General features: G+C 64.3%; 27 protein-coding genes. 7 read left to right on the top strand and 20 right to left on the bottom strand.

Annotated elements, in window-relative coordinates:
- Nucleotides 1–39 precede the first annotated feature (39 nt).
- The 7 genes from leuD to N6C22_RS13545 all read right to left on the bottom strand — a co-directional run bounded on the left by leuD (nt 40) and on the right by N6C22_RS13545 (nt 7338).
- The gene (gene leuD, locus N6C22_RS13575) at nt 40–663 is read right to left on the bottom strand and encodes a 3-isopropylmalate dehydratase small subunit (RefSeq protein ID WP_261651654.1); all 624 of its coding nucleotides are present in this window, start codon (nt 661–663) and stop codon (nt 40–42) included.
- The gene (gene leuC, locus N6C22_RS13570; RefSeq protein ID WP_261651653.1) at nt 656–2083 is read right to left on the bottom strand and encodes a 3-isopropylmalate dehydratase large subunit; all 1428 of its coding nucleotides are present in this window, start codon (nt 2081–2083) and stop codon (nt 656–658) included. Before leuC ends, leuD begins: the two co-directional genes overlap by 8 nt.
- 1 nt (nt 2084) lies before the next feature.
- Complete coding sequence (locus tag N6C22_RS13565; RefSeq protein WP_261651652.1) at nt 2085–2357, bottom strand: hypothetical protein; 273 nt, start codon at nt 2355–2357, stop codon at nt 2085–2087.
- Between the two features lie 14 nt (nt 2358–2371).
- Nucleotides 2372–3421 (bottom strand): ketol-acid reductoisomerase, encoded by a 1050-nt coding sequence (ilvC, locus tag N6C22_RS13560; protein WP_261651651.1) that lies wholly within the window; start codon nt 3419–3421, stop codon nt 2372–2374.
- Entirely contained in the window at nt 3418–4017 is a 600-nt protein-coding gene (gene ilvN, locus N6C22_RS13555; RefSeq protein ID WP_261651650.1) for an acetolactate synthase small subunit, read from the bottom strand. The genes ilvC and ilvN overlap by 4 nt, the downstream gene beginning before the upstream one ends.
- The gene (gene ilvB, locus N6C22_RS13550) at nt 4014–5786 is read right to left on the bottom strand and encodes a biosynthetic-type acetolactate synthase large subunit (RefSeq protein WP_261651649.1); all 1773 of its coding nucleotides are present in this window, start codon (nt 5784–5786) and stop codon (nt 4014–4016) included. Before ilvB ends, ilvN begins: the two co-directional genes overlap by 4 nt.
- A gap of 316 nt (nt 5787–6102) precedes the next feature.
- The gene (locus tag N6C22_RS13545) at nt 6103–7338 is read right to left on the bottom strand and encodes a 2-isopropylmalate synthase (protein WP_261652562.1); all 1236 of its coding nucleotides are present in this window, start codon (nt 7336–7338) and stop codon (nt 6103–6105) included.
- A 333-nt stretch (nt 7339–7671) separates the two neighbouring features.
- Between N6C22_RS13545 and N6C22_RS13540 the strand changes: the two genes are divergently transcribed.
- Both N6C22_RS13540 and N6C22_RS13535 read left to right on the top strand, forming a co-directional pair.
- Nucleotides 7672–8127 carry a ferritin-like domain-containing protein gene (locus tag N6C22_RS13540; protein ID WP_261651648.1) on the top strand — a complete coding sequence of 152 codons (456 nt, stop codon included), beginning with the start codon at nt 7672–7674 and terminating at the stop codon, nt 8125–8127.
- Between the two features lie 100 nt (nt 8128–8227).
- Entirely contained in the window at nt 8228–8524 is a 297-nt protein-coding gene (locus tag N6C22_RS13535) for a DUF5779 family protein (protein WP_261651647.1), read from the top strand.
- Between the two features lie 20 nt (nt 8525–8544).
- Here the strand turns inward: N6C22_RS13535 and N6C22_RS13530 are convergent, their stop codons facing one another.
- The 4 genes from N6C22_RS13530 to N6C22_RS13515 all read right to left on the bottom strand — a co-directional run bounded on the left by N6C22_RS13530 (nt 8545) and on the right by N6C22_RS13515 (nt 10526).
- On the bottom strand, nt 8545–9228 hold the full coding sequence (locus N6C22_RS13530; protein ID WP_261651646.1) for a VOC family protein: 684 nt from the start codon (nt 9226–9228) through the stop codon (nt 8545–8547).
- 99 nt (nt 9229–9327) lie between these two features.
- Nucleotides 9328–9618, bottom strand: coding sequence for a hypothetical protein (locus N6C22_RS13525; RefSeq protein ID WP_261651645.1), 291 nt, complete (start codon nt 9616–9618; stop codon nt 9328–9330).
- A 14-nt stretch (nt 9619–9632) separates the two neighbouring features.
- Complete coding sequence (locus tag N6C22_RS13520) at nt 9633–10157, bottom strand: DoxX family protein (protein ID WP_261651644.1); 525 nt, start codon at nt 10155–10157, stop codon at nt 9633–9635.
- A gap of 135 nt (nt 10158–10292) precedes the next feature.
- Nucleotides 10293–10526 carry a hypothetical protein gene (locus N6C22_RS13515; protein ID WP_261651643.1) on the bottom strand — a complete coding sequence of 78 codons (234 nt, stop codon included), beginning with the start codon at nt 10524–10526 and terminating at the stop codon, nt 10293–10295.
- A 251-nt stretch (nt 10527–10777) separates the two neighbouring features.
- Between N6C22_RS13515 and N6C22_RS13510 the strand changes: the two genes are divergently transcribed.
- Nucleotides 10778–11461: a hypothetical protein gene (locus N6C22_RS13510; protein ID WP_261651642.1), complete on the top strand. Its 684-nt coding sequence runs from the start codon at nt 10778–10780 to the stop codon at nt 11459–11461.
- 9 nt (nt 11462–11470) lie between these two features.
- Here the strand turns inward: N6C22_RS13510 and N6C22_RS13505 are convergent, their stop codons facing one another.
- The 3 genes from N6C22_RS13505 to aglM form a co-directional block, all read right to left on the bottom strand.
- Nucleotides 11471–12691 (bottom strand): PQQ-binding-like beta-propeller repeat protein, encoded by a 1221-nt coding sequence (locus N6C22_RS13505; protein ID WP_261651641.1) that lies wholly within the window; start codon nt 12689–12691, stop codon nt 11471–11473.
- On the bottom strand, nt 12688–13986 hold the full coding sequence (locus N6C22_RS13500; RefSeq protein ID WP_261651640.1) for a PQQ-binding-like beta-propeller repeat protein: 1299 nt from the start codon (nt 13984–13986) through the stop codon (nt 12688–12690). The genes N6C22_RS13505 and N6C22_RS13500 overlap by 4 nt, the downstream gene beginning before the upstream one ends.
- 725 nt (nt 13987–14711) lie before the next feature.
- Nucleotides 14712–16016 carry a UDP-glucose 6-dehydrogenase AglM gene (aglM, locus tag N6C22_RS13495; protein ID WP_261651639.1) on the bottom strand — a complete coding sequence of 435 codons (1305 nt, stop codon included), beginning with the start codon at nt 16014–16016 and terminating at the stop codon, nt 14712–14714.
- A gap of 198 nt (nt 16017–16214) precedes the next feature.
- Between aglM and N6C22_RS13490 the strand changes: the two genes are divergently transcribed.
- Together N6C22_RS13490 and N6C22_RS13485 are read left to right on the top strand one after the other, a co-directional pair.
- Nucleotides 16215–17213, top strand: a complete 999-nt coding sequence (locus N6C22_RS13490) for a patatin-like phospholipase family protein (protein WP_261651638.1) — start codon at nt 16215–16217, stop codon at nt 17211–17213.
- A 62-nt stretch (nt 17214–17275) separates the two neighbouring features.
- Nucleotides 17276–17689 carry a hypothetical protein gene (locus tag N6C22_RS13485; protein ID WP_261651637.1) on the top strand — a complete coding sequence of 138 codons (414 nt, stop codon included), beginning with the start codon at nt 17276–17278 and terminating at the stop codon, nt 17687–17689.
- A gap of 40 nt (nt 17690–17729) precedes the next feature.
- On the opposite strand, the gene N6C22_RS13480 is transcribed toward N6C22_RS13485, so the two are convergent.
- On the bottom strand, nt 17730–17939 hold the full coding sequence (locus tag N6C22_RS13480) for a ribbon-helix-helix domain-containing protein (protein ID WP_261651636.1): 210 nt from the start codon (nt 17937–17939) through the stop codon (nt 17730–17732).
- 79 nt (nt 17940–18018) lie between these two features.
- Between N6C22_RS13480 and N6C22_RS13475 the strand changes: the two genes are divergently transcribed.
- Nucleotides 18019–18342, top strand: coding sequence for a hypothetical protein (locus N6C22_RS13475; RefSeq protein ID WP_261651635.1), 324 nt, complete (start codon nt 18019–18021; stop codon nt 18340–18342).
- Here the strand turns inward: N6C22_RS13475 and aglJ are convergent.
- Complete coding sequence (gene aglJ, locus N6C22_RS13470) at nt 18339–19319, bottom strand: S-layer glycoprotein N-glycosyltransferase AglJ (protein ID WP_261651634.1); 981 nt, start codon at nt 19317–19319, stop codon at nt 18339–18341. The two genes, N6C22_RS13475 and aglJ, sit on opposite strands and share 4 nt — an antisense overlap.
- 97 nt (nt 19320–19416) lie before the next feature.
- Between aglJ and aglF the strand changes: the two genes are divergently transcribed.
- Entirely contained in the window at nt 19417–20172 is a 756-nt protein-coding gene (gene aglF / locus N6C22_RS13465) for a UTP--glucose-1-phosphate uridylyltransferase AglF (RefSeq protein WP_261651633.1), read from the top strand.
- Between the two features lie 87 nt (nt 20173–20259).
- On the opposite strand, the gene N6C22_RS13460 is transcribed toward aglF, so the two are convergent.
- The 4 genes from N6C22_RS13460 to N6C22_RS13445 form a co-directional block, all read right to left on the bottom strand.
- Entirely contained in the window at nt 20260–21783 is a 1524-nt protein-coding gene (locus N6C22_RS13460; protein ID WP_261651632.1) for a flippase, read from the bottom strand.
- An 83-nt stretch (nt 21784–21866) separates the two neighbouring features.
- Complete coding sequence (locus N6C22_RS13455) at nt 21867–22811, bottom strand: hypothetical protein (protein WP_261651631.1); 945 nt, start codon at nt 22809–22811, stop codon at nt 21867–21869.
- 75 nt (nt 22812–22886) lie between these two features.
- Nucleotides 22887–24281 carry a sulfatase-like hydrolase/transferase gene (locus tag N6C22_RS13450; RefSeq protein ID WP_261651630.1) on the bottom strand — a complete coding sequence of 465 codons (1395 nt, stop codon included), beginning with the start codon at nt 24279–24281 and terminating at the stop codon, nt 22887–22889.
- Between the two features lie 72 nt (nt 24282–24353).
- A complete protein-coding gene (locus N6C22_RS13445) occupies nt 24354–25157 on the bottom strand; it encodes a hypothetical protein (protein WP_261651629.1) in 804 nt (267 codons plus the stop codon).
- Nucleotides 25158–25389 lie beyond the last annotated feature (232 nt).

Raw genomic sequence — 25389 nt, 5'->3', positions numbered from 1 at the left:
GACCGGCTACGACCGTCGAAACAGACGGTGAAAACCCGCTCAGACCCGCTTGCCGTCCTCGACGTACGGCAGACTCTCTGCCGTCTCGGAGACCGCCTGCGAGTTCGCCTTCATCAGCGCGGTGGTGTCCCAGACGCCCTCGACGAGCGCCTTGCGCTGTGCGTCGTCGACGGTGACGTCGACGGTGGTATCGCCGTAGGTCACCGTCTCCTCGGCGACGTCCACGTCGATGTCCCCGTCAGGATTCTCGTCGACCCAGTCCTGGATGGCTTCGACCGTCTCGGTGTCGGCCGTGACGGTCGGCACGCCGAGTGCGAGGCAGTTGCCCGCGAAGATCTCGGCGAAGGACTCGCCGATGAGCGCGTCGATGCCCCAGCGCATGAGCGCCTGCGGGGCGTGCTCGCGCGAGGAGCCACAGCCGAAGTTCGAATTGACGACCATGACGTTCGCGCCCTCGAACCTGTCCTCGTTGAACGGGTGGTCCTTCGGGTTGTCGTCGTCGTCGAACCGCTGGTCGAAGAACGAGAACTGCCCGAGGCCGTCGAAGGTGACGACCTTCATGAAGCGGGCCGGGATGATCTGGTCCGTGTCGATGTCGTTCCCGCGGACCGGGATACCCGTCCCGGAGACGTGTTCGACGATTTCGGAGGGGCCGTCACTCATTGGCGACCACCTCCGTCTCCTCGACGGTGCGAACGTCGGTCACTTCGCCGTTGATGGCCGCGGCGGCGACCATGCGCGGGTTCATCAGGACGGTGCGGCCGTCCTTCGAGCCCTGGCGACCGACGAAGTTCCGGTTCGAGGAGGAGGCACACGCCTCGTCTCCTTCGAGGGTATCGTCGTTCATCGCGAGGCACATCGAACAGCCGGCGTTACGCCACTCGAAGCCGGCCTCCTCGAAGACCTCCTTGAGGCCCTCTTCCTCGGCGGCGCGCTGGACGCGCTGGCTGCCGGGGACGACCAGGGCGCGAACGTCCTCGTCGACCTGCTTGCCCTTGACGATGCTCGCGGCGCGGCGCAGGTCGGGCATCCGGGCGTTCGTACAGGAACCGATGAACGCCACGTCGATGGGGTAACCCTCCATCGTGTCGCCGGGCTCGACGCGCATGTGCTCCTGGGCGCGTCGGGCGGTGTCCTGCTTGTCTGCGGGCAGGTCCTCCGGGGACGGGATGGGCTCGGTCACGCCGACGCCCTGTCCTGGTGTCGTGCCCCAGGTGACGACGGGCTCCAGCTCGGAGCCGTCGATGGTGACCACGTCGTCGTACTCCGCATCGTCGTCGGAGCTGATGGACTCCCAGTACGCCTTGCGCTCCTCGAAGGCATCGCCCTCGGGGACGCGGTCGCGCCCTTCGAGCCACTCGTAGGTGGTCTCGTCGGGGTTGACGTAGCCCGCGCGGGCACCGCCCTCGATGGACATGTTACAGATGGACATCCGGCCCTCCATGTCGAGGTTCTCGATGGCCTCGCCGGCGTACTCGTAGACGTAGCCGACGCCGCCGTCGGTGCCGAGCCGGCGGATGATCTCGAGGATGATGTCCTTGGCTTCGACGCCCTCGGCGAGTTCGCCGGTGACCTCGATCTTGCGGACCTTCTGTTTCTCCATCGCGACCGTGCCCGTCGCGAGCACGTCACGGATCTGGCTCGTCCCGATACCGAACGCCAGCGCGCCGAACGCGCCGTGGGTCGAGGTGTGGGAGTCGCCACAGACGATGGTCATGCCGGGCTGGGTGAGCCCCTGCTCCGGCCCGATGACGTGGACGATACCCTGGTCACCCGAGGTCGGGTCCGAGAAGTCGATACCGGCCTCGCGCACGTTCTCCTCCAGTTCGGCCATCATCTCCTCGGCCGCGTCCTCCTTGTACGGGCGGGACTGGTCGGCTGTCGGGACGATGTGGTCGACGGTGGCGTGCGTGAGGTCGGGGTAGGCGACCTCCATGTCGCGTTCGCGGAGCATCCCGAACGCCTGCGGGCTGGTGACCTCGTGGATGAGGTGGAGGCCGACGAACAGCTGGTCCTGCCCGGTCGGCAGCGTCGTGACCTTGTGCTGGTCCCAGACCTTGTCGTAGAGCGTGCCCTCGGACATCTTACTCCTCTGTCTCCTCGGGTACACCCTCACCGCCGCGCTCGAAGACGCGGTCGGTGCCCTCGCCGTCGTCGTGCGGCGGGGTGTGGTCGACGTCTTTCATGGGCGTTCCTTCCGGTTCTGTTTCGGCCTCGACGTCCTCTCGTTCGGGGTCGCGGCCGCCGTCTGCGACGATGGTGACGCCGTGCTCGAACACCGACCCCATGCTCTCGCCGGTGTAGGGGTTGGTGTGGCTGACGTCTTCCATCGTTCCGTTCGCTTTGTTCGTGGTCATTTGGGGTCTCGGTCTCAGTCGTCTGCGGTCGCTGGTTCTTCGGTCTGTTCTTCGTCCTCGTCCTCCTGCCACGCGAACAGGCTGCGGAGTTCCTCGCCGACGGCTTCGATGTCGTGGTTCTCCTCGGCCTGCTTGAGCTGGGTGTAGCTCGGGCGGCCGGCCTGGTTCTCGCTGATCCACTGGCGGGCGAACTCGCCGTTCTGGACCTCTTCGAGGACCTCCTCCATCTTCTCGCGGGCGTGGTCGTCGACGATGCGGTCGCCGCGGGTCAGCCCACCGTACTCGGCCGTGTCACTCACGGAGTGCCACATGCCGCCGAGCCCGCCCTCGTACATCAGGTCGACGATGAGCTTCAGTTCGTTCAGGCACTCGAAGTACGCCATCTCCGGACTGTAGCCGGCGTCGACCAGCGTCTCGTAGCCCTGCTTCACCAGCGAGGTGACGCCGCCACAGAGGACGGCCTGCTCGCCGAACAGGTCGGTCTCGGTCTCCTCCTGGAACGTCGTCTCGATGACGCCGGCGCGCGTACAACCGACGCCCTGGGCGTACGCCAGGGCCTCGGACTTCGCCTCGCCAGTCGCGTTCTGGTAGACCGCGATGAGGCCGGGGACGCCCTCGCCGTTCTCGTAGGTGCGGCGAACGATGTGCCCCGGCGACTTCGGCGCGACCATCGTCACGTCGACGTGTTCCGGCGGCTCGATCTGGTTGTAGTGGATGTTGAAGCCGTGGGCGAACTGGAGCGTGTCACCCTCGTCCAGCACCGGCGCGATCTCTTCGAAGACGGCGGGCTGGACGGTGTCGGGCACGAGGACCGACACGATGTCGGCCTGCTCGGCGGCCGCCTTCGGGGTGGCGACTGCCAGCCCGTCGGCTTCCGCGGCGGCTCGCGAGGAGGAGCTCTCGCGCAGGCCGACGACCACGTCGACCCCGCTCTCGGCGAGGTTCTGTGCGTGGGCGTGGCCTTGGCTGCCGTAGCCGAGGACGGCTACGGTCTTGTTCTCGATGTGCGATGCGTCGGCGTCGTCGTCGTAGTATACTTCGGTGGTGAACTCGTCGTCTGTCATTGCTGTTGTGCGGTGTCGGTGGTTCCTCGCGCCAGTGCGGCGGTGCCGGTTCGGGTGATCTCGCGGACACCGAAGCGTTCGAACGCTTCGACGGCCGCCTCGATCTTCTGTCTGCTCCCGGTGATCTCGACGGTCACGGTCTCCCGACAGGCGTCGACCGTCTTCGCATCGTACATATCGGCGACGGCAGCGACCTGGTCGGGGTGCTCGCCCGCGACCTTGATGAGCGCAAGCTCCCGGTTGATGGCGTTGTCGGGCAGTTCGTTGACCGCGATGACGGGCACCAGCTTCCGGAGCTGTTTCTCTATCTGGTCGATGCCGGGGTCGGGTTCCTCGGTGACGACCGTGATGCGGGCCTTCGAGTCGTCCTCGGTCGGCCCGACGGTCAGGCTCTCGATGTTGAACTGCCGGCGGCTGAACAGGCCGGAGACGTCGGAGAGGACGCCCGGCTCGTGTTCGACCAGCACGGAGATGACAGCCCGGCGGGGCTTCTGTTCCGCCTCGACCTCGGGGTCGATGCGGATACCCTGCTTGTTGCGTCGGCCCTGGGGTCGGACGCGCTCTTCGGGCGCGGGGCCCTGCAGTCCGCCGCTCATAGGTGACCCTCCTCCAGCGCGAACTGGCCATTGTCGCCGCCGCTCGGGACCATCGGGTAGACGTTCGCCTCGGGGTCGATGTGGAAGTCGACCACCGCGGGGCCGTCGTAGTTCAGTGCTTCTTCAACCGCGTCCGCGACCTCGTCGTAGTCCTCGACGGAGATGCCCTTCGCGCCGAACGCCTCGGCGAGCTTGTCGAAGGCGGGCACCCACGGGTACTCGGATGCCATCCGGCGGCCGCCGAAGAAGGCGTCCTGCCACTGGCGGACCATCCCGATGTGCTCGTTGTTCAGCACCGCGACGGTGATGTCGAGGTTCTCGCGGACCGCGACCGACAGCTCCTGCATCGTCATGAGGAACGAGCCGTCGCCCTCGAAGCAGACGACCTCCTGGTCGGGGGCCGCGACCTTCGCGCCGATGGCGGCGGGCAGGCCGTAGCCCATCGTCCCCAGCCCGTGGCTGGAGACCCAGGTGCGGGGCCGCTTGTACGTCCAGTACTGGGCGGCCCACATCTGGTGCTGGCCGACGCCGGTCGTGACGATGGCGTCGTCAGCGGTCGCCTCGTCGAACGCCTCGACCACGAACTCGGGGCGGAGGGGTTCGTCTTCCGGCGCGCTGTAGTCCATCGGGTACTCGGACTTCCACTGCTGGCAGGTCGCGCGCCACTTCTTCGTCTGGGGCGCTGCCTCGATGGCCTCGTCCAGCTGTTCCAGGACGGTGCCGGCGTCGCCGATGAGCGGGTAGTCCGCCTCGACGTTCTTGCTGATCTCGGCGGGGTCGATGTCGATGTGGACGACCTCCGCGTCGGGCGCAAACGTCTCGATGCCGCCGGTGAGCCGGTCGTCGAACCGGCAGCCGACCGCGACGAGACAGTCGGTCATCGTGATGGCCATGTTGGCGTAGCCGGTGCCGTGCATGCCGGCCATCTCCAGCGAGAGCTCGTGGTCCTCGGGGAACGAGCCCAGCGCGGGCATGGTGGTCGTCACGGGGATGTCGTACGTCGTCGCGAACTCCCGTGCTTCTTCGCTCGCGTCACCCTTGATGACGCCGCCGCCGAACAGCAACAGCGGCTTGTTCGCGGACTGGATGGCGTCTGCGGCTTCCTGGACCGCGTCGGGCGCGGCGCTCTCGGTCACCGTGTAGGTGTCCGGGAGCTGTGGCGGGCCGGCGTCGGCGTTCGAGTCGGCCTGCGTGATGTCCTTGGGCAGGTCGACCAGCGTCGGGCCCGGGCGGCCCTCGCGCGCAAGCGCGAACGCCTCAGAGACGGTCGTGCCGACCGTGTCCGGGTGGCTCGCGAAGTAGTTCGTCTTCGTGATGGGGGCGGTGACGCCCGTGGTGTCCGTCTCCTGGAACGCGTCGTTCCCGACGAACTCGGTCGGGACCTGCCCGGTCAGGGCGATCATCGGGTCCGAGTCCATCGAGGCGTCCGCGATACCGGTCACGAGGTTGGTCGCGCCGGGGCCGGACGTGGCCAGGCAGACGCCGGGTTCACCGGCGACGATGCCGTAGGCGTCCGCCGCGTGGGACGCCCCCTGCTCGTGCGCCATCGTGACGTGGTAGATGTCGGAGTGGTACAGGGCGTCGTAGACGGGCATGATGGCACCGCCCTGGACGCCGAAGGCGAACTCCACGCCGGCGGCTTCCAGTGATTCGATGACGGCGGTCGCGCCGGTCTTCGGGACGGTCGGTTCGGCGTCGGTCTCCGTGTCCGCGCCGGTCGTTTCACCAGTCGCTGTGTCGGTTGGAGTCGTGCTCGCGCGTTCACTCATGTGTTCGGTCCTGTCGGTGTCGCGTCGAACGCGGCTGGTGTCGGTCGGGGTCGATACGGGGTGTCGGATGTGTGCTGGGACATTACTGACGTACGTGCTGTCGGCTGTGACTCTGGAAACGATGCAAAAACCGGGTCAGGATGGGGTGTTGTAGGGGCTAGGCGGCCCCTACGATAATCGACAGCGTCCGTACGACAGCACCGCTGCTGGCGAGGCGTGCCCCGTCTGCAGCTGGTGACTGTCTCATTACCGACTGTGTACGCCCCCCGGTCGATATAAATCTTGGTGGTGGGGCAGACCTTGCGGGGATGGCCCATCAGGCCTTCACCTCTTCGGTCTCCTCCACGGTGGGGATCCCGATGTCGCGGGCGAACTCGAACAGCGTGCTCGCGGTGACGCGTTCTTTCTCCGCGCCGCGGTCCTTGACCTTCCGGGTGACCGCGCGTACCTGGGACTCGGTCGGGTCGAAGCCCGCCTCGACCAGGTGCTGGCGGACGGCGTTGACGCCCGTGTGCTTGCCCAGCACCAGTTCGCGGGTCGCGCCGACCATCTCCGGGGTCATGACGCCCGGCTCGAACGTGTCGGAGTTCTCGATGACGCCGGCGGCGTGGATGCCGGACTCGTGGCTGAAGGCGTTCTGGCCGACGACCGGCTTGTTCGCCGGGACCGGCATGTCCGAGCGCGCCTCGACCAGCTTGCTCAGTTCCGTGATTCGGGTCGTGTCGATACCCGTGTCGGCCTGGTACACCGACTCGACGGCCATGACGAACTCCTCGTAGGCCGCGTTGCCGGCGCGCTCGCCGATGCCGTTGACCGAGACCTGTGCCTGGTGGGCACCGGCCTCGATGCCGGACAGGGCGTTCGCGGTGGCCAGCCCGAAGTCGTCGTGCGTGTGCACGTCGATGCGAGCCGTGGTGTGCTCGCCGATGGTCTGGATCATGTCGTAGAACCGGCGGGGGGTTGCGACCCCGCAGGTGTCCGGGACGTTGATCCAGTCGGTCCCGGCCTCGGTGACGGCCTCGACCATCTCGATGAGGAAGTCCTCGTCGGTCCGGGTGGCGTCCATGGGCGAGAACATGCACTCGACGCCCGCCTCTTTGACGCGGCGGACGGAGTCGATGGCTCGCTGTTTCACCTGGTCGCGGGTGGCGTGCATCGAATCCTCGATCTGGACGTCGGAGGTGCTCACGAAGACGTGAATCATCTCGACGCCGGAGTCGATGGCTGCCTCGATGTCCTTGTCGACGACGCGGGCCAGCCCGCAGGTCGTCGAGTCGGTGTACTTGGCGATGTCCGAGACGGCCTCGAACTCCGCGTCGGAGTTGACGGGGAACCCTGCCTCGATGACGTGGGTGCCCATCTCGTCCAGCACGGCCGCTATGTCCCGTTTGTCTTCGTAGGAGAAAGACGTCCGTGGGGACTGCTCGCCGTCCCGCAGTGTGGTGTCGAATACGCGTGCAGTGTCGAATTCAGTTGTGGCGTTCAGTGTGCCCTGGAAGAACTCGATCGCCCTGACTGGTGTCAGAGCGGGTGTCGTGGTGCGACATTGTATCTCAGTCCAAGCGCGAACCCATATTTAAACTTGGTGGTGTGACAGGTGTCTCGCGAGCCGCGAAACGTGCTGAACGACCATCACGAATCCGAGAATCGCACGACTGAGGCGACTACAGTCGGATACATATTCCTTATATTCCTTCGAGAAGTGGTGTCGTGCTTCTGGCAGTTCCGGCGTGCGATACGGCATGTCTTGCCAGCTCCGGGATGGTGCGCGGGGGTGACAGGCTCACGCGCACCTGGGCTGCGGCTCTGGGTCTGGCGGCACGCGGTCGACGCCCAGGTTGCCTTTGGCCCCACTGTTATGTCTCCGGCGTGAGAATACTCGCGTATGGCAGACCAGCAAGTCGTCGACCTCCTGAAGAAGGCGTACAGCGACGAGATCGAGACCGTCATGAACTACATGACGAACGCCATCGTGCTCGACGGCGTCCGCGCCGAGGAGATCAAGGAGAGCCTCGACCAGGACATCCAGGAAGAGCTCACGCACGCGCGCCAGCTCGGGGACCGGCTGAAGCAGCTCGACGAGGCCCCGCCCGGCTCCATGCAGTTCGAGGCCCGCCAGGAGAACCTCCAGCCGCCGGAGGACACGACCGACGTGCTGTCGGTCATCGAGGGCGTCATCGAGGCCGAGGAGGACGCCATCCAGACCTACCGGGCCCTCATCAACGCGGCCGAGGAAGCGGACGACCCCGTCACGGAGGACCTCGCGGTCACACTCCTCGCCGACGAGGAGGCCCACCGCTCGGAGTTCCGCGGCTACCGCAAGGAGTACAAGAACGACTAACAAGAACGTCTGAGCAGTCTCGGCAACCCGCGGCCCGCAATCGGGTGGACCGTTCCACCAGAGGCGAGGATTTTTCTCGGGGCACACCGAGTAGTCGCTCATGGGCGACTTCGACCTGGATCTGCGGGCCGTCGAGGACCACCTCGACGAGGACGAGGACGGCGACCTCGTCGGTGGCGTCGAACTCGGTGTACTCGACGGCACGACGCCGCCGGAAGAGTGGATAGACACCATCATGAACGGGCGAATCCTCGTACTGCACATCGAGGGCGACGTGAACGAACTCGCGTCCGGGTTCGCACGCGACGTGAAGAAATCGGGCGGTGAACTCGTCCACTTCCGTGGATTCCTCATCGTCTCCCCGCCGGGCATCGAGATAGACACCGGCCGACTGTAGCCGGGCGCGACCTGTTTCTGTCAGGCCCTGTCGACCGTCAGGTAGTGACCATCGGGGTCGAGGATTCGGACGCCACCATCGTCGAGTCCCTCGACCGACCGGGCTGTCTCTCCGACCGCGTCGACCACGGCGTCGGGGTCGCCATCGAAGCCGAGGTCGACGTGGAGGCCACCGCGGGCATCCGCGAGTCCGAGATGGGGTTCCCACAGTTCGAGGGCCATGGGCCCCTGGAGTCGAATCCGGGTCCGGTTCTCGCCGCGGTCCACGACGTCGAAGCCGAGGGCGCGGTAGAACGACTCCGCGCGGTGGAGGTCGGCAACCTCGAGTACCACCTCGAAGATGCCGTCGATGCCGGGACCCGCCACGTTAGTCTGGCCCAGCTCGACGCAGTTCCCGTCCGGGTCGTACAGGTACAGTGACCGTGCCTCGCCGAAGACGTGCTCGTCGAGGTCGTACTCGTCTGCGAGCCGGTCCCACCAGTCGTCGTACTCGTCGGCCGGAATCGAGAAGGCGTAGTGGGTGTGGACGCCACCCCGGGGGACCGACGAGGGCCGTCGCAGGACGAGGTCGGTGTCGCCGGCCGCGTAGGCGACCTCCGACTCGTCGCGGCGGCGCTCGGCCATGCCGAGCGTCTCGCCGTAGAACTCCATGGCCGACCCGAGGTACTTCACTTCGAGTGCCAGCCAGCGCAGGGTCGAGAGCATACGCCCAGTTCGTGCGCCGGTCGCTTAAACGTGGGTCGCGAGTGTCGCCACTGGGTGGCGTGTGGGTTCGGAAAAAGCCGAGAAACCGCGTTCGCGTGTCTACTCCCCGGCGAGGTTCGGCTGCTTGGCGGCGCCGCCCGCGATCTGTGGCTGGGCCATCTTGTAGAGCCGCCACAGCAGCAGCACCACGATCCCCAAGAGCACCAGCCCCGTCCGCAGGGCCGGGTCGATCGCCGGGGTGGCGACGACCTCACCCGCGTCGTTCGTGACCGGTGCAGCCCCGTATGGCTGGCCCGCAAGTATCTCCACGATGCCGAGGCCGATGATACCGAGGAACATCAGCGCGCCGCTGAGTCCCATCGCCGTCTTGTCGATGATTTCGTTGTTCATTGTGTGTCACCTCGTTAGCCGAGCAGGTACCGGAGTTTCGGACGTTGCTTGACGAACTCGAACTTCTCGATGATGGCGTCCAGGCCGAAGTACCGGCCAGCGCCGACCACCATCATGGTCGCGAACAGGAGCAGCCCCATCAGGTCCCCGTTCACGACCCCGTGGCCGAAGCCGGCGTTGCCGACCCAGAACAGGGTCATGAAGATGACCCCGAAGAACGAGGCCAGGCGGACCATCGCCCCGACCATCAGGCCGAGCCCGATGAGGGTCTCACCGAGCGGGACGAGCGCCGGGAGCGCCCAGCCGAAGTACTCTGCCATCATCACCGGGATGGGCCCGAGGGCCGTGCCGGTCATGCCTTCGAGGTAGGCCGGTGCGTACCCGAAGTTCAGGCCGCTGTCGATGAGCTTCGTCACGCCGGCGTGGAAGAACCACCAGCCGGTGATGACGCGGAGCATCGCGAACCAGTACGCCGTGACTGGCCGGTCTAGGTCGAACTCGAACTCGTCCGCCAGGGGATTGCTCGCTTGGTATGACATCGTTTCCTCACCTCACATTTCGAGGTTGTGCTGGGAACCCCGTATAAACCGGTGGGCGTTCTCAAAGTGTGGAAAACGGGATGATAGAAACAGAGGGATCGGTGCGATACCGTGGGACTGGAGTCGGCAGCCGGCTCAGAGCGACTCGCCGACGAGTGTGACGGCGAACACCGGGAGGCCGACGAGCAGTCCGAGGAGCACGGTCCACGCGAGGAGCGCGAGCAGGATGCCCGCGCCGGGGAACAGCGAGGCGACCGTGACGAGGACGGCCACGACGAGCGCGAGGCCGACGGCGAAGGCGGCCCCACGGAGGAGGCCGGTCGTGAGCTGGTTACGGGCGATTCCCTGGGTGGTGATGCTGTGGTTCATCGTCAGTCTCTGGTACACCCCCTGTGGATAAATAGGTAATCAGAATTACATTTCTGTAATCCGCCGTACCGAAATTCGCTTCTGTCAGTTCGTCCCGAGCACCCACGCGACCCCGAGCATGTGGGTCGACAGGTCCACGACCGACCGGTCCTCGCGCAGCAGGTCGTTCACCTCGCGCACGACGGTCTGCCGGTCCTCGTCCAGCTGCCGTTAGGCAGTCACTTATTCCCATCGCGCCCCTGAGTACAACTATGCCGATGAAAGGGTCCGGGTCCCCCGACCAGTACCGCATCGTGAACGAGCACGATGGCGGGGTCGGGTGGATCCCATACCCCGACGAGAAGATGCAACGGGCGTGTCACGCACTCGTGGTCGACGACGAGGTGTGGGTCCTCGACCCGGTCGACGTCCCCGACCTCGACGACCTGCTCGCGGAGCGCGGCGAGGTCGCGGGCGTGGTGATCACCCTCGACCGCCACAAGCGCGACTCGGCGGCCATCGCGAACCGCCACGACGTGCCGGTCTACGTCCCAACCTGGATGGAGGGCGTGGCGAGCGAACTCGACGCTCCGGTCGAACGCTTCGGCGAGGAACTCGCTGATACGGGGTACAGAACCCTGCGCCTGCGGGACAACCGCTTCTGGCAGGAGGCCGGCCTCTGGAACGAGGAACTGGGGACGCTGTGGGTGCCCGAGTCGGTCGGGACGGTCGACTACTTCTGTGGCTCCGGCGAGCGCCTGGGCGTCCACCCGATGCTCCGGGCCGTCCCGCCGAAGCGCGTCCTCGGCGGGCTGGAACCCGAACTGATTCTCGTCGGCCACGGCGAAGGCGTCGAACTCCGCCCAGCCGAAGCACTCCGCGAGGCGCTCTCGAACTCGCGCAAGAAGATGTTCGGGCTGTACGCGAAGAACGCGAAGCAACTGCTGCCGGTCTGACGCACGGACTCAGCTCATCCTCGTGAGGCGGAGCGTCTTCGCGCCGCCTCCGGTCGCGTACACCGCGCCATCGACGACGACCGGGCCCATCTCGAATCCGAGACGGTCGGCGTTCGGGGTCTGGCCCAGCTGCCACTCGAGTTTCCCGGACGCCGCGTCGAGGATGCCCGGGACAGTGTACGAACCCTGTCTCGTGAGCGCAGTGGGGACGTAGACACGCCCGTCCGCGACCGCCAGCCCGGAATCGTAGCTCCCGGCGTACTCGCCGGTCGACCAGCAGGCGACACCCGTCTCCGGGTCGAAGGCGTACAGCCGGTTGTCGGTGGCGACGTAGGTGTTCGCGCCGTCCGACGCGACGAGTTCTGGGACGCCGCCGATGCGGTACGACCACGACCGTTCGCCGGTCGTCGTGTCCAGTCCCAGCACCTCGCCGTCCCAGGTCGCGGTGAAGACCCGGCCGTCGGCGACCGTCACGTTACAGCGGACGTGTGCCTCGGTCTTGTACCGCCAGCGTTCCGCGCCGGTCGCCGCGTCCAGCGCGTAGACGTAGGTATCTTCGTCGCCGTAGTAGACGGTCCCGTCGGTAATCGCAGGCGTTCCGACCGTCTCCTCACCCGTGGTGTGTTTCCACCGAACCGTCCCGTCGCTCACGTCGATTGCGTACAGTGACAGCCCGAACGGGACGTATGCGATTCCGTCGGCGACGACCGGACTCCCGTTGAACGAATGCGGGTCGCCGGTCGGGCCAGTCCACAACTCGGCGCCGGTCGCCGGGTCGAAACCAACGACATGCTCCTCCGAGATGACGACCACTGCGTCGGCTGCGACGGCCGGCGACCCGCGCGGCTCCGTGATACCCTGCCGCCAGACCGACTCGCCCGTCTCAGCGTCGACTGCGTACACCGTCGAATCGAAGTCGTGGGTGTACACACGCCCGTCCCCGACGACCGGGCGGGTGGTTCCCGAGGCACCGTCGATGGGGAACGTCCAGTCGACCGAGAGCGGTGTGTCGGGGACCGAGTCCGCGGGGAACACGCCAGTTCCGGCGGGGTCGCCACCGACCGACCGCCACTCCGCCGTCCCGCCGATAGTCGGGTCGTACGGGCCGCAGCCCTCGGCGCGGCCGATGCTCGGGAGGGTGTTCGCCTGCCCCCCGAGGTCGTTACAGCCGGCCAGTGCGGCCAGCGACCCGGCGGCAGCCAGCCGACCCAGGAAGGCTCTGCGGTTCATGCGAGTTTCAGCACCCCCTCCGTCTGGTGGGCGAGGTACAGGGCATCGGCGGTCACCGACGGCGAGACCATCGGCCGCCAGCCGTAATCTCGCTGGACGCCGTCCTCGACGGCGTGCTCGTTGGCGAAGTCGCCCCACAACCGGCTCCCGTCCTCCGGGTCGAACGCCCCTGCTCGAAGGTACACCGCGTCGTCGGTCACCGCCGGGCGAGCCATGAAGGGCGCGCCGTTCTCGTAGCCGACACTCCCCTCCGTGGCCTCGTTGACGACGCGCCACTGCTCGGTCCCGTCCGACAGCGAGAGCGCGTAGAGGTTCTTCGCGCCGACGTAGACGCGGTCGCCGTCGGTGGCCGGCGCGCCGGTGTGGTCGTGCCCAGTGACGAACCGCCACTGGCGGTCGCCCGATTCCGCGTCGATGGCGTGTATCTGGTTTCCGGCTGTCGCGACGACCGTGCCATCGACGACGGTCGGCGTGTTCGGCGGCTGGTAGCTGGCCGGGAAGTCGTAGTGCCATCGTTGGCTCCCGCCATGGTCGAACGCGAGGACGCGGGCGGTCCGGTCGTCCCGCGAGTTCGGGTTCACGTGGACCGTGGCGTAGACACCCGAGGCGTCGACCGCCGGGGCGCTGTTGACGGCGTAGGACTCCCCGCCGAGGATGCCGTCGAGGACGCTGGACGGGTCGTGCTGCCAGCAGCGGTCACCGTCGAGCGTGAACCCGTGGACCGCCCCCGAGTTGTCGATGACATAGAGGGTCGACCCTGCGACGGTACACCCTCGGGCCGGTGCCCCGAGGTTCTTCGTCCAGATGAACTCCCCATCGGTCGAGATGGCGTGGAGGCCGCCACCCGAATCGCCGACGAACAGCCTGTCGCCCGCGAGCGACGGCGACCCGCCGGCCAGCCGGGGGAGTTCGAGTCGCCACGCTTCAGTGCCCGTCTCGTCGTCGAACGCGACGACGAAGCCTGACTCGTCGTGGCGCGTGTCCGCGTCGAACAGATCGTAATCCAGCATCGCGGTGTACACCTGCCCGTCGCCGACGAGGGGTGTGCTGAAGTAGCCGATGAGGTACTCGCCGTCGCCCTCGTCTCGGCCGGTGAGCCACTGGACCGTCGACTCCGCAGGACCGGCCGGGGCGTAGGCGGTGTTCGTCGGGACGTAGCCTGCTGTGGGCCACCGGTCACGTGGGCGGTCGACCGTCGACGGCGGGAGCTCACAGGAGCCACCGCCGGAGCTACACCCGGCGATGGCTGTTGTCCCGCCGGTAGCAAGAGCGGTGAGGAGGGCGCGGCGGCGCATGCTCGACGTTCAAAGCGGGCCACGTATATCTTTTCTGACTGATATGCGAACCATTGCTGAACCGAGGGGTGTCGTCGCTCGTGTGGTCAGACCCGGTCGTTCGAGGAAGTGACGGTGGAGGGGTGACGAGAGCAGTTGTAACTCCCTCTGTACGCGCCCAGACTCGGAGAATCCTCCGCAGGGTGGTGTCTGGGCGGTGCTGAGAGGATATCTGGAACCCGTCGAAGCGCCAATCAGAAGTGACGTGTCAGCCCGTGATACGCGGGACGTTGAATCACCCGAAATCGGGGTTCTCAGGCAGAACGGCTTGACGGGAAAACCGGCGAATCATCGGTTACTGGGTTCCGAAACCGATAGACTGCAACCGTGTCTGAAACAGTTCGCCGTCGGTCAGGCGAAACAGGTCGCTGGCTTCTTGCGAGCTTACGAAGCCAGGTTTGTAGAAGAGGGCCCAGATGGTTGGAATTCGGGCGATTGAACGATTAGTCTCTCGTCCGAAACACCCACTGTTCTCTGGTACTCGCCAGCCATCGATTCCATTCCATCATCCCCACTCCGACACAGGTCACCTTCCGGGCGACCTGGCGTGTCTGAAATCGTCTCATTCGTCCGGGAGCCGTTCTAGTTGGTACTGGAGCCGTTAGTCCCCGAAATGTCACCCCTGAGGTCCAGCTGGAGAGACACAGTGGCAGCCATGCGGTTCGGTACCGCTTCGAGGGGCGACCTTACCAGGTCAGTCCTTCGTACTCGATTCCATCCCGCCGGCCGATAACGTGTCGACCATCGACCACAACTGGGTCGGCCATCGCGTCGAACTCGTCGTCGAGCGCGGCGAACTCGTCCCAGTCGGTGACGACCACGCAGCCGTCAGCCCCGTCGAGGGCGGCCACTGCCGAATCCGCGTACTCGATGTCGACGTGGTCGTACTTCTCGCGGAAGCTATCGGTCGCGACCGGGTCGTAGGCGACCACGCTGGCACCACGCTCCTGCAGTCCCTCGATGACGGGCAGGGCGCGGGTCCCGCGCACGTCGTCGGTCCCGGGCTTGAACGAGAGGCCAAGGACCGCGATGCGGGCACCGTCGAGGTCGACGTGGTCCGCGAGCAAGTCCAGCAGGCGGATAGGCTGCAGGTCGTTCACTTCGACCGCGGCCTCGAGCAGGGGCGGCTCGTAGCCCTGGTTCTTCGCGGCGGCGATGATGGCTGCAACGTCCTTCGGGAAGCAGGAGCCACCCCAGCCGAGCCCGGAGCGCAGGAACCGCTCGCCGATGCGGTCGTCCAGGCCGATGGCGTCGGCGACCTCGTAGGAGTCGACGTCGAACTCCTTGCAGATGTTGCCGAGGTCGTTGATGAGGCTCACCTTGCTCGCGAGGAACGCGTTGTTGGCGTACTTGATCATCTCGCCCTCGCGCAGGCCGGTCTCGACGATGGCGGGGTCGGCAGCCTCGACGATGGGCGCGAACAGTTCGTGGAGCGTGTCGAGCGCCCACTCGTCACCCTCCGGGGTTCCGAAGACGATCTTCTCGGGCGTCTGGAAGTTCTCGACGGCGGACCCCATCTGGAGGAACTCGGGGTTGACCGCGACGTGGACGTCCTCGCCGATGGTCAGGTCGCCGGCCTCCGCCAGCAGGGGCGCGACGGTCCCGTCGGTCGTCCCCGGGACGACCGTGCTCTTGACGATGACGAGGTGTTTGCCGTCCTTCTCGGCGAGCGTCTCGCCAAGCATCTCGGTGGCCGCCTCGACCACGGACGTGTCGATGCTCCCGTCCTCGCGCGAGGGCGTCCCGACCGCGAGGAAGGTCACGTCCGTCTCGAGAACCGACTCGTAGTCCGTCGTCGCCCGCAGGCGGTCGCCCGCGTGTTCGGCGATGAGCTCGTCGAGACCGGGCTCGTGGACCGGCGACTCGCCTGCGTTGATGCTGGCGACGATGTCCTCGTCGATGTCGACGTTCACCACGTCGTGGCCGAAGTCTGCGAGACAGGCGGCGGCCGTGGTCCCCACGTACCCACTGCCGATGATGCTGACGTTCATCGGTCGCAGGTACTCGGTGGCCGCTCTTTACCGTGATGGTTGTGGGGACGCCGACCACGCCTCCCTGTGCTCCCATTCTGAACTTCCATCCTGTGCTCACATCCTGAACTCCCATCCCGTGCTCCCCCTCCTGTACTCGCTACCGACATTACCCTCCATGGGGGTTCGCTTTGGTAATCGCCGCCGTCGTCTCGGAGCGTGACGACGACAATCGCGGTCGCCTGCCAGGGTGGCGGCAGCCACACCGCCTTCACCGCGGGTGCACTGAAACGAATCCTCGATGACTGTCCAGCCGAGTACGACCTCGTCGCGCTGAGCGGGACCTCCGGCGGCGGCATCTGCGCACTGCTAGCCTGGGCGGGACTGGCCGCGGACCAGCCCGTGACTGCGGTCTCGAACCTCACCGCGTTCTGGCGCGACATCGCCGCCGAATCCTACGCCGAGGCCGTTGCGAACGACTGGTCGCTGGCGAGTAGCCGGCTCATGAGCGAGTTCGGCTCTGTGGGAATCAGCCCGTACTACAACCCCACCTCGGACGTGGGACAGCGACGGCTGCGCGAGACCATCCTCGACCACTGCGACGTGCCTGGCGCGTTCGAGGCCGACGACGCGCCCGCCCTGTTCCTTGGCGCGGTCGACGTCGAAGGCGGCGACTTCACCGTCTTCACCACGGATGAAGCGCGGGTCGCCGCGAAACCGGAGACGTTCCGGCTGGTCGAAACCGCGGAGCAGGCGGCCGACGCCGCCCTCGCCTCCGCGGCCGTCCCGACCATCTTCGAGGCCGTCGAAATCGACGGGCGCTACTACTGGGACGGCCTGTTCTCGCAGAACCCGCCGATTCGGCACTTCACGTCGGGCGTCGACGTGTCGGCGAAGCCCGACGAGATCTGGATCGTCCGCGTCGACCCGAAGGCGATGGACCCCGACACCAGGGACGTGCCACCCCGGTCGATGCTCGATATCACCGACCGCCGAACCGAACTCTCGGGTAACCTCTCGCTCGAACAGGAGAAACACACCATCGAGACGGTGAATCGGTTGCTCGACGGGAACCCGGAGTACAAGGAGATACAGATTCGCGAGGTTACACTCCAGAAGAACCTCGACGCCTACTCGAAACTGGACCGCGACCCCGAGTTCCTCGCCGACCTGCAAGCGCGAGGATACGACCGTGCCGACGAGTTCTGGACGGCCTGAGTCGGCCCCAGTGGTGGCGGATCGACCGCATCCCTTTAGCCACCAGCCGTGCTAGATGTTCCGTGGTCTACGTAACTCGCGGGTTGCTCGAGGTACTCGTCGACATCGCCGAAGAAGCTGACCCCGAGGGTGTGACGCTCTCGCTCGCCGCCTCGGCCGCCGGCGACCTCGACGGTGCTGACGACCTCTCGCCCGAGACACCCGTCTTCACCGACTTCTACCTGCCCGACGCGGGACGGTCCGTGAGCGCGGTCTTCGGCGTCGACCTCTCGACGCCCCCGGGCCAGACCCACGGCCGGTTCGTCTCACACCCGACCGGCGGTCGGTCCGTCTCCCTCGAAGACGACCTGCACGCGGTCGTGTTCGTCGCGATTCCGCCCTGGGAGGCCGACACGGTCCGGGCGTTCGACCGGGCCGGTATCCAGCAGGAGATGACCGTCATCGACGCGGAACCGCCGCAAGAACAGTGGCAGTGAACTCCTCGCCGGCAGTTGGTTCACCACCGCGGCCGGCTGCTCACTCCAGGTAGCCCAGGTCCCGGAGCTGGTTCGTTATCTCGTCGAACTCCGCCTCCGACAGACCGTCAGACCGCTGGTGCTGGATGACGATGCTACGAAGCAGGAAGCGCACGAGGTCGGAGGTCGACGAGAAACTCGTGCCCTCGATGGTCTCGTCGACGCGCTCGGCCAGGTCCTTCGGGATGGAGACCGTCGTGTACTCGGTCATACACGGTGTGTTCGCCGCATCGGCCAAGTTGCTTTCGACCGAAGGATTTTGATGCCTGCAGCCCGACAGGACCTGATATATGGCAATGCGCCCGCCGTCGAACGACACGAGCGCAGCTGCGGCGATGGACTTCGGAATCGCACGCGTCGACGCGGAGCTCGACCGCGTCGACATCGAGTACCCGGTGAGCGCCGAGGAACTCCAGCGAGACGTCGGCCACATCGAGGTTCCCTACGACACGCGAGGGCGAACGGTCAACCTCGGTGAGGCAATCGCCGATACCAACGTCTCCGAGTTCGAAGACGAACAGGCCCTGTTGAACGAACTGTATCCAGTGTTCGACGAGTGGCGCTCCGGCAGCCTGAGCGTCGTCGAACGAGTGCGTGGCGCGCTTCCCTTCTAATCTTCGGCGGCCGAGGCCTCTTCAACCGCTGCAGCCTCCTCTCGCGTCTCCTCCGCGATCCGTTCGAGGCGACTTCGCTGTTCCCGGTGGAGCGAGACGATGGTGTCCGCGAGCACGCCGAACATGACGAGCTGGACGCCCAGGAGCACGAGTACCCCCGCGAGCATCGCCAGGATGTCGTGTGGGACGCTCCTGAAGAACCACTCGTAGCCGACCCACGCACCGACGAAGAGCCCTGCGAGCCCGCTGATTCCGCCCACGCTCCCGAAGTAGAACAGCGGGTTGTGCGTCTTCGAGCGCAGATACAGCGTGAGCAGGATGGCTCCGCCGTCCCGGAACGGCCGCAGGTTCGTCTCCGATTCGTCCGGGCGCGCGAGATACGTGATGTCCACGACCTCGGTCCTGATTCCCTGTCGCGCGCACTCGACGGCGAGTTCGGTCTCGATGCCGAACCCCTCCGCGTTGAGCGTCATCCGTTCGAACGAGTCGCGCGTGAACGCCCGGTAGCCACTCAGGATGTCCCGGAAGTTCTGCCCGTGCACGACGTGAAACCCCGTGTTTATCATCCGGTTCCCGAACCGGTTAAGCCGCGTCATCGCGCCCGACTCCATGTTGGCGAATCGGTCCCCGATGACGTGCTCGGCGCGGCCTGCGAAGAGCGGTTCGAGCATGTCATGTGCCTCTTCCGGCTTGTAGGTCCCGTCACCGTCCAGCATCAGGACGTACTCCGCGTCGATGTGCTGGAGCACGCCCTCTCGAACGGCCTCGCCTTTGCCCGACCCGCGGCCTGTTCCACTCTGCTTGACGACGCGTGCGCCGCGCTCTTCGGCGATCTCGCGAGTGTCGTCCGATGAGTGCCCGTCGATAACGAGCACGTCCTCGAACCCCTCCTCGCGCAACCCGTCGATAACCTCGCCGATGGTCGCCGCCTCGTTGTAAGTCGGCACCAACACGCACACGTCGTCGCTATCGGCCATCGGGCGGATGTCCTCGGTGTGGGCGCAAAAGAGTTGCTGTCGGCGGAGCGAGGTTCGGGCTAAAAGTATTTATCGCCGGGGAGGTGGAGGTTGTGGTATGAAAGCAGTCGTCCTCGCAGCAGGGAAGGGTACGCGATTGCGGCCACTCACCGACGACAAACCGAAGGGTATGGTCGAGGTCGCCGGAAAACCAATCATCACGCACTGTCTGGAGCAACTCCGTGACCTGGGTGCCGACGAGTTCGTTCTGGTCGTCGGCTACATGAAAGAGAAGATCATCAGCCACTACGGGGACGAGTTCGAAGGAATCCCGATTACCTACGCGCACCAGCGCGAGCAGAAGGGTCTCGCACACGCCCTGCTGACCGTCGAGGAACACATCGACGACGACTTCATGCTGATGCTTGGGGACAACATCTTCGATGCGAACCTGAAAGACGTGGTCCGCCGCCAGCGTGAGGATAGAGCTGATGCAGCTTTCCTGGTTGAGGAAGTGCCTTGGGAGGAGGCGAGTCGCTACGGTGTCTGTGCGACGAATCAATACGGTGAGATTACGGACGTCGTCGAGAAACCAGAGGACCCACCCTCGAATCTGGTTATGACCGGCTTCTATACATTCACGCCTGCAATCTTCCACGCGTGTCACCTGGTGCAGCCGTCTAATCGTGGCGAGTACGAGATTTCGGATGCTGTGGACCTGCTGATTCAGAGTGGACGGACCATCGACGCGATTCGCATCGACGGGTGGCGGTCGGATATCGGGTACCCAGAGGACCGTGACGAGGCGGAACGGAAACTCCAGGAGGGAGAGACGGGAGGTGGCGAGGCGTCGGTCGAGAATCAGGCGAACTGAGTCGGGCACGGCTGCTTGGCGAAATTCTGGTGCGGTCCTCTCTCTATCTCTGATTGTAACAACGGTGGCCGAACAACAGCGTACTGCTCACATCAGCCGCTTCGCCGCCGTCTTCAGCGGGCCGAGGTCGACGTCGTACTTGTCCTCGAAGTCGAGTACCAATTCGACGTCCTCGTTTTCGATGCCACCGAAACGCAACAGTGCCAGCCCGTACACGAGTAGGAAACACGTGAGTGCGAGGATCGAGATCGGGAGCGTGATCGACACGTTCGCCCGCAGGCCGTAATACAAGACGCTTATAACCACTCCGGCAACCAATGCTGGTTTGACCAATGGCGTGCTGAAGGGCTGGATTCCCGTTCGCCGGTAGAGTTGAACCCCGTACAGAAGATTCAGGACAGTGTACGAGATCGCGGTTGCCAGGGCGGCTCCGACCAGTTGGTACCGGGGAATCAATAGGACGTTGAGCACGACGTTGGTGGTCGCCGCGGTGATGTTGTCGTACATTATCAGGCGCGTGTGTCCGATTGCGGTCAACGTGTCCCGATTCGGGCCCATTATGGTCCGGAAGAAGAACCCGGCAGAGAGAATCACCAGCGCGAGGCTCCCACCGACGTACTCCTGTCCGAACGTATACTTGATCGAGATTGTCGGAAACAGCGCCAGGAACAGGAAGATGGGAAGCGTCGATATGAACACCCACTTGGTCAGTATCTTGTACATCCTGTCCATCTCTTCGAACTCGTCTTCGGAATGGAGTTCAGAGAGAATCGGGACGGTCAGGAACGCTACCGATGACAAGACGAGCAGAACGAGATTGGAGATCGGATAGATTACGTTGTAGACACCTACTGCCGCGGTCGTGGAGTAACTCGCGAGGAGGAAGATGTCGAGGTCTCCCAGTATCCGTGCCATCAGGATAGTGACCACGAGGGGAAGGGAGAACCCGAGCAACTCCCGATGCATGGGCTCGTACGGTTCCCGGGAGAACAGGGGAGTGCGTGTGTACAGGTAATAGACCCCAAGTACGCTGGCGACGACGAACGCGGCAGCGTAGGCCGATGCAACTTCGAGCACACCGTAGCCCAGGAGGACGGCGCCTGCTGCGAGCACGAGCCTCGTGAGCGGGAGCGTGATGTTCTGAACGATCACTTTCGGACCAGAGAGTTTCGACCCCTGCATCGCTCCCTGAACGTATTTCACCAGCGCACCGAACGGAATCGCGAGACCGAACAGGCGTAATATTGGGGTCAGAGACTCGTCGTTCCAGATGTTCGTCGCGATGAACTCCCCACTGAAGAACACGGCAGCACCAGCAAGGATTCCGAGTGGCATCGTGAGCTGGAAGGCAGAAACGAGGATACCACGGCGCTTGGCTGGGTCTTCGTAGCGTGGGAGATATCTCCCCACCCCGGTATGGGTCCCGAGGACCACCAGGGTAGAGACGACCGCCAAGACGGTCGCGCCGAGACTGACTGTTCCGTATCCTTCCTTCCCGAGTTCCCGGGCGACGATCAGTGCGACAGCGAACGAGATACCGAGTTCAGAAATTCGGCCGACGAACACGAGGCCGCTTCCTTTGAGCAGTTCTCTGAGCGAAGAGTCGGCCATCCACTGTAGCTATCTACGTCTGGAAGATGGGCGTTGTGGTTCGTGTTCGTGCGTGTCGGTCGACGGGTTTGTGCATCGAACACCTACGTCCTGTACCCTAGCGCTTCTAATTTCGAGTCGAGGTCCTCGTCACGTTGTGTGGCACGACGTTCAGGGTCGGGGACGTACTCTCCCGTATCGGTCGCCGATACCTCGACCCACGGGACAGTGTAGAGCGCTGGCAATGGGACCCTGCTCGGGTGGCCATACAGCCCCCAGGAGCCGAACGCTTGCCCGTGGTCGGCCGAGATGATGACCGAATCGGCATCGAGACTCCTGAGGAGTACCTCCAGACTGTCCAGCACGTATCGCAGGTTCTCCACGTGTGCGTCCCACAGCGTGCTCGGCTCGTACCCGTCTTTCAACACAAGGTCTCGCATATTGCTGCCAGCTTCCTCTTTATCCGGTGGAGTCACCCGCATCGCGTCAATGTCCATATCGGGGACGAACGGTGGATGGGGTTGCATGTAATGAAGGATGAGCCGATCGAAATCGTTCTCGCGTGCTGCTTCGATCGCACGGTCCGTCACTGCCTCCGCTGGAATCGTCTGCAGGTCTGGGTCCCACTCGTCGCGCCACACTTCGTCCAGGAGGGCGAACTGGGAACTCGAGACCGTCCGCTCGGAGTTCGGGTTTGCGGTCACGTACGCTGTCTCGGATATCTCGTCAGCGTACGTGTCCACGAAGGTGTTCTCGAGCCAATGTTCAGACGACGACCCGACGGAGACAAGTGTCGATTCGGAAGCCCCCGACTCGAGGAACTCGTATTCGTCTTCGACCTCCGAGATGAATTCGGGTCGTGCACAGTCGAGGAGGACGAGGACGTCCCACTCCTCCTCGAACACGTTGGTCGAATCGACCCTCGAGTACAGGCCACTCATCATGAGGGCACCGACGTAATAGTCGTAAGCGGTTAGTTTCACTCCCGTGAGACCGTCGTCCTTCACGTTCTCACTGAACCGGGAGAGCGCACGCTTCAGTAGACTCATTCTCGTTATCGAATTCCTCGGTACGTATATTAATCACGCGGAAAGTGTTACGTCCTCGTGAAATTCTAGCGTAAATCATAGGTATCCGAGGTTCTTCAGACGTTGCTCCGTCGACCCACTAACGTCCGGTTTCGAGGCATTGGAGACTGCTTCCCGCTTGAAATCCACTATTTCGGTTGCGAATCGGTCAGTAGCCCAGTCCGGGATGCCATCGGTCGACTCGACTCTCGTTTCCGTGGAACTTGTTTCGGGTTCCAACTCGAACCACTGTGTCTCGCCTAAGGAATCCCAGACGACCTTCTCCGAGCTCCGGTACGCGCATCTCATCGCACGATCCCAGTAATCGTAGTCCTCGGGGGGTTCAGGGCCTGCGCTGAGTCCCACCAGTTCGGCCGTTATCACTTCTTCAGTGACGTCTGGGACGGACCCGTTCGCGATTCCCGTGATCAATCTGGGCAGCTTCGCATGCGAGACGAAGTCGGTGACCGACTCCAGGTCCTTCGGCGGGTTGATAATCTCGAGAGGGACGTGGAGCAATCCTTCCGACAGGCTACTTTTGTGGTTGACGAGCCCGCCCTCTGACTCCCTGCCGTGGTTCTCTCCGTGATCTGAAGTGACGATGATGGTCGTCTCGCAATCGTCTCTCGCGTCGAGCCACTCCGCGAAGGAAGCCACCTTGCGGTCGATATAATCGATTGCGGCCGCGTAGACGCCTTCCCGGGTCTCCCAGTAGTCCTCGTGGTCACCATCCATGAGTTCCCAGACGCCCTTCGAGGAGGAACTCCAGGACCACGGAGCGTCGTGCAGCTCGGAATCGAACCCAACCACGTGCTGTAGCGGCATGTGGGCCTCCATTATGTTCAAGAAGAGAAAGTAGGGAGAATCTACGTCACGCACTTCTCGCTTTGCCGCGCGGAGGACGGGGGTCAAGTCGTCGTCGACCGGTTTCGGTACCGGCCTGCTCTCCGAGAGACTGTGTGCGGCAGCGACCAGGAGGTTCACCAGACTCTTACTCGTGTTCGGATGCCCGAGAATCGACCGCAGAAGTTGGAGATGCTTCGACGCCCCTTCCGAATCGATTTCGTCGAGGGCTTCCAGTGGGTCTGCGCCATCTGGATACCAGTGCGTCGCCGAGGTCTCGACGAACCGGTCGAAGTAACGATCGAACTCGTAGGACGAGCTCGCGAACTCGTTCGCACTGACTCCGATCGTCGTCGCTTCGTCCAGCTCGTCGAAGAATGTCCGCTCAAGCGGCAAAGAACTGAAACTTGGAGAATGGGTGTGTACACCGTGCACCGACGGAAGTTCCCCCGAAATCATGCTCGCGTGACTCGGTGTGCTCCAGGAGCTCACTGCCCGACACTGCTCGAAGGAAATGTCGGATCTGCTTCGAATTCGCGGGGCGTACTCGTCGAAGAAGTCCTTCCGGACCGAGTCCAGAACGACGAGTACGATGTTCCGTTGCGCCATACCGGAGTTCTACAGTAAGACAGATATAAGCATTGTGTAGCGAGAAACACGCGGTCACTCCCGGTGGAGTTGCTATTGAACGTACCCGAGGTCCCGCAGTCGGTCCATCGTCGTGTCGTCTTCGACACCAGCTGCTTGGTCGATTGGCTCTTCGGAAGTGATCTCTGGTCGGTCACCCCACTGGTACACATGCCATGGTACCTTCACAAGTTCTTCCGTGTAGATTCCTCTCGGGTGCCCCCACTCAGTGACCGGAACGGGCGATGCCCGTTCACCGACCAAGTTACCGTGGTCTGCCGTGACGACGTGCTTGCCTTCCAGCGTTGTGATGAACTCTTCGACGTGCGGGAGAGCCGCTGCGAGCGTCTTTTTATACAGTGGCCAGATATCGGACGGCGTGAGCGCCAGCTGTCCGAACATTATCTCGTGCCAGAAGTCGATGGTGTCGTCCATCTCGTTGTGAAGGTGCCGTTTGTCGAAGTCGGTCTCATCGTCGATGAACGGGTAGTGCGGTTGCATGTAGTGCACTAGCAACCGTTTGTCAGGATATTCTCGGGCAGCTTCCAGCGCGTATTCGGTCGTCGTTTCCGGAAGCACCGTATTGTACACTTCGTTCCACCCGGAGTCTTGCCAGACATCGATGACCGCGTGGAACTCTGCATCGAGCTCGTCGAAGTGTCGTCGGTACTGGGGGTTCGCCGTGACGTAAACCGTGTCGTGTAGCTCTCGGTCCGCGAGGTTTGCTTGAAGGAACTCGACCGTGTTGGACCCTCGAGACTGACGGGATTCGAGGGTACCGGGCAGCGTCGACTGGTCCTCGAACATGTCGTAACGGCACGCATCGAGGAGACACAGGTAATCCCAGTCCTGTGTCATCAGATCCACACCGGCAGTGTTGTAATCGCGAGTTTTCAAACGGGTGTGGTAGAGATAGTTGAGTTCTCTGAGGAAGAGGGAGGGCGCGCGTAACCCCCGTTTGAGTTGGGCTACCGAATACATGCGTCTAGCATGAATCAATCGGGGGCCTCTGAAATACGCATCGGTCAGTTCTTGAACTCCCAGGGAAGAGCACGACAGAAGACAGTGCGTGCGCGCGGTGGTCAGAAGC

Source organism: Haloarchaeobius sp. HME9146, assembly GCF_025399835.1.
In the GTDB taxonomy this organism is placed as follows: domain Archaea; phylum Halobacteriota; class Halobacteria; order Halobacteriales; family Natrialbaceae; genus Haloarchaeobius.
This window is presented reverse-complemented; position numbering and strand designations above follow the sequence as displayed.

What these genes read in the sequence shown, in the direction of transcription:
- leuD (WP_261651654.1), bottom strand. Translation starts at nt 663, where the DNA reads ATGAGTGACGGCCCCTCCGAAATCGTCGAACACGTCTCCGGGACGGGT.
- leuC (WP_261651653.1), bottom strand. Translation starts at nt 2,083, where the DNA reads ATGTCCGAGGGCACGCTCTACGACAAGGTCTGGGACCAGCACAAGGTC.
- N6C22_RS13565 (WP_261651652.1), bottom strand. Translation starts at nt 2,357, where the DNA reads ATGACCACGAACAAAGCGAACGGAACGATGGAAGACGTCAGCCACACC.
- ilvC (WP_261651651.1), bottom strand. Translation starts at nt 3,421, where the DNA reads ATGACAGACGACGAGTTCACCACCGAAGTATACTACGACGACGACGCC.
- ilvN (WP_261651650.1), bottom strand. Translation starts at nt 4,017, where the DNA reads ATGAGCGGCGGACTGCAGGGCCCCGCGCCCGAAGAGCGCGTCCGACCC.
- ilvB (WP_261651649.1), bottom strand. Translation starts at nt 5,786, where the DNA reads ATGAGTGAACGCGCGAGCACGACTCCAACCGACACAGCGACTGGTGAA.
- N6C22_RS13540 (WP_261651648.1), top strand. Translation starts at nt 7,672, where the DNA reads ATGGCAGACCAGCAAGTCGTCGACCTCCTGAAGAAGGCGTACAGCGAC.
- N6C22_RS13535 (WP_261651647.1), top strand. Translation starts at nt 8,228, where the DNA reads ATGGGCGACTTCGACCTGGATCTGCGGGCCGTCGAGGACCACCTCGAC.
- N6C22_RS13530 (WP_261651646.1), bottom strand. Translation starts at nt 9,228, where the DNA reads ATGCTCTCGACCCTGCGCTGGCTGGCACTCGAAGTGAAGTACCTCGGG.
- N6C22_RS13525 (WP_261651645.1), bottom strand. Translation starts at nt 9,618, where the DNA reads ATGAACAACGAAATCATCGACAAGACGGCGATGGGACTCAGCGGCGCG.
- N6C22_RS13520 (WP_261651644.1), bottom strand. Translation starts at nt 10,157, where the DNA reads ATGTCATACCAAGCGAGCAATCCCCTGGCGGACGAGTTCGAGTTCGAC.
- N6C22_RS13515 (WP_261651643.1), bottom strand. Translation starts at nt 10,526, where the DNA reads ATGAACCACAGCATCACCACCCAGGGAATCGCCCGTAACCAGCTCACG.
- N6C22_RS13510 (WP_261651642.1), top strand. Translation starts at nt 10,778, where the DNA reads ATGCCGATGAAAGGGTCCGGGTCCCCCGACCAGTACCGCATCGTGAAC.
- N6C22_RS13505 (WP_261651641.1), bottom strand. Translation starts at nt 12,691, where the DNA reads ATGAACCGCAGAGCCTTCCTGGGTCGGCTGGCTGCCGCCGGGTCGCTG.
- N6C22_RS13500 (WP_261651640.1), bottom strand. Translation starts at nt 13,986, where the DNA reads ATGCGCCGCCGCGCCCTCCTCACCGCTCTTGCTACCGGCGGGACAACA.
- aglM (WP_261651639.1), bottom strand. Translation starts at nt 16,016, where the DNA reads ATGAACGTCAGCATCATCGGCAGTGGGTACGTGGGGACCACGGCCGCC.
- N6C22_RS13480 (WP_261651636.1), bottom strand. Translation starts at nt 17,939, where the DNA reads ATGACCGAGTACACGACGGTCTCCATCCCGAAGGACCTGGCCGAGCGC.
- N6C22_RS13475 (WP_261651635.1), top strand. Translation starts at nt 18,019, where the DNA reads ATGGCAATGCGCCCGCCGTCGAACGACACGAGCGCAGCTGCGGCGATG.
- aglJ (WP_261651634.1), bottom strand. Translation starts at nt 19,319, where the DNA reads ATGGCCGATAGCGACGACGTGTGCGTGTTGGTGCCGACTTACAACGAG.
- aglF (WP_261651633.1), top strand. Translation starts at nt 19,417, where the DNA reads ATGAAAGCAGTCGTCCTCGCAGCAGGGAAGGGTACGCGATTGCGGCCA.
- N6C22_RS13460 (WP_261651632.1), bottom strand. Translation starts at nt 21,783, where the DNA reads ATGGCCGACTCTTCGCTCAGAGAACTGCTCAAAGGAAGCGGCCTCGTG.
- N6C22_RS13455 (WP_261651631.1), bottom strand. Translation starts at nt 22,811, where the DNA reads ATGAGTCTACTGAAGCGTGCGCTCTCCCGGTTCAGTGAGAACGTGAAG.
- N6C22_RS13450 (WP_261651630.1), bottom strand. Translation starts at nt 24,281, where the DNA reads ATGGCGCAACGGAACATCGTACTCGTCGTTCTGGACTCGGTCCGGAAG.
- N6C22_RS13445 (WP_261651629.1), bottom strand. Translation starts at nt 25,157, where the DNA reads ATGACACAGGACTGGGATTACCTGTGTCTCCTCGATGCGTGCCGTTAC.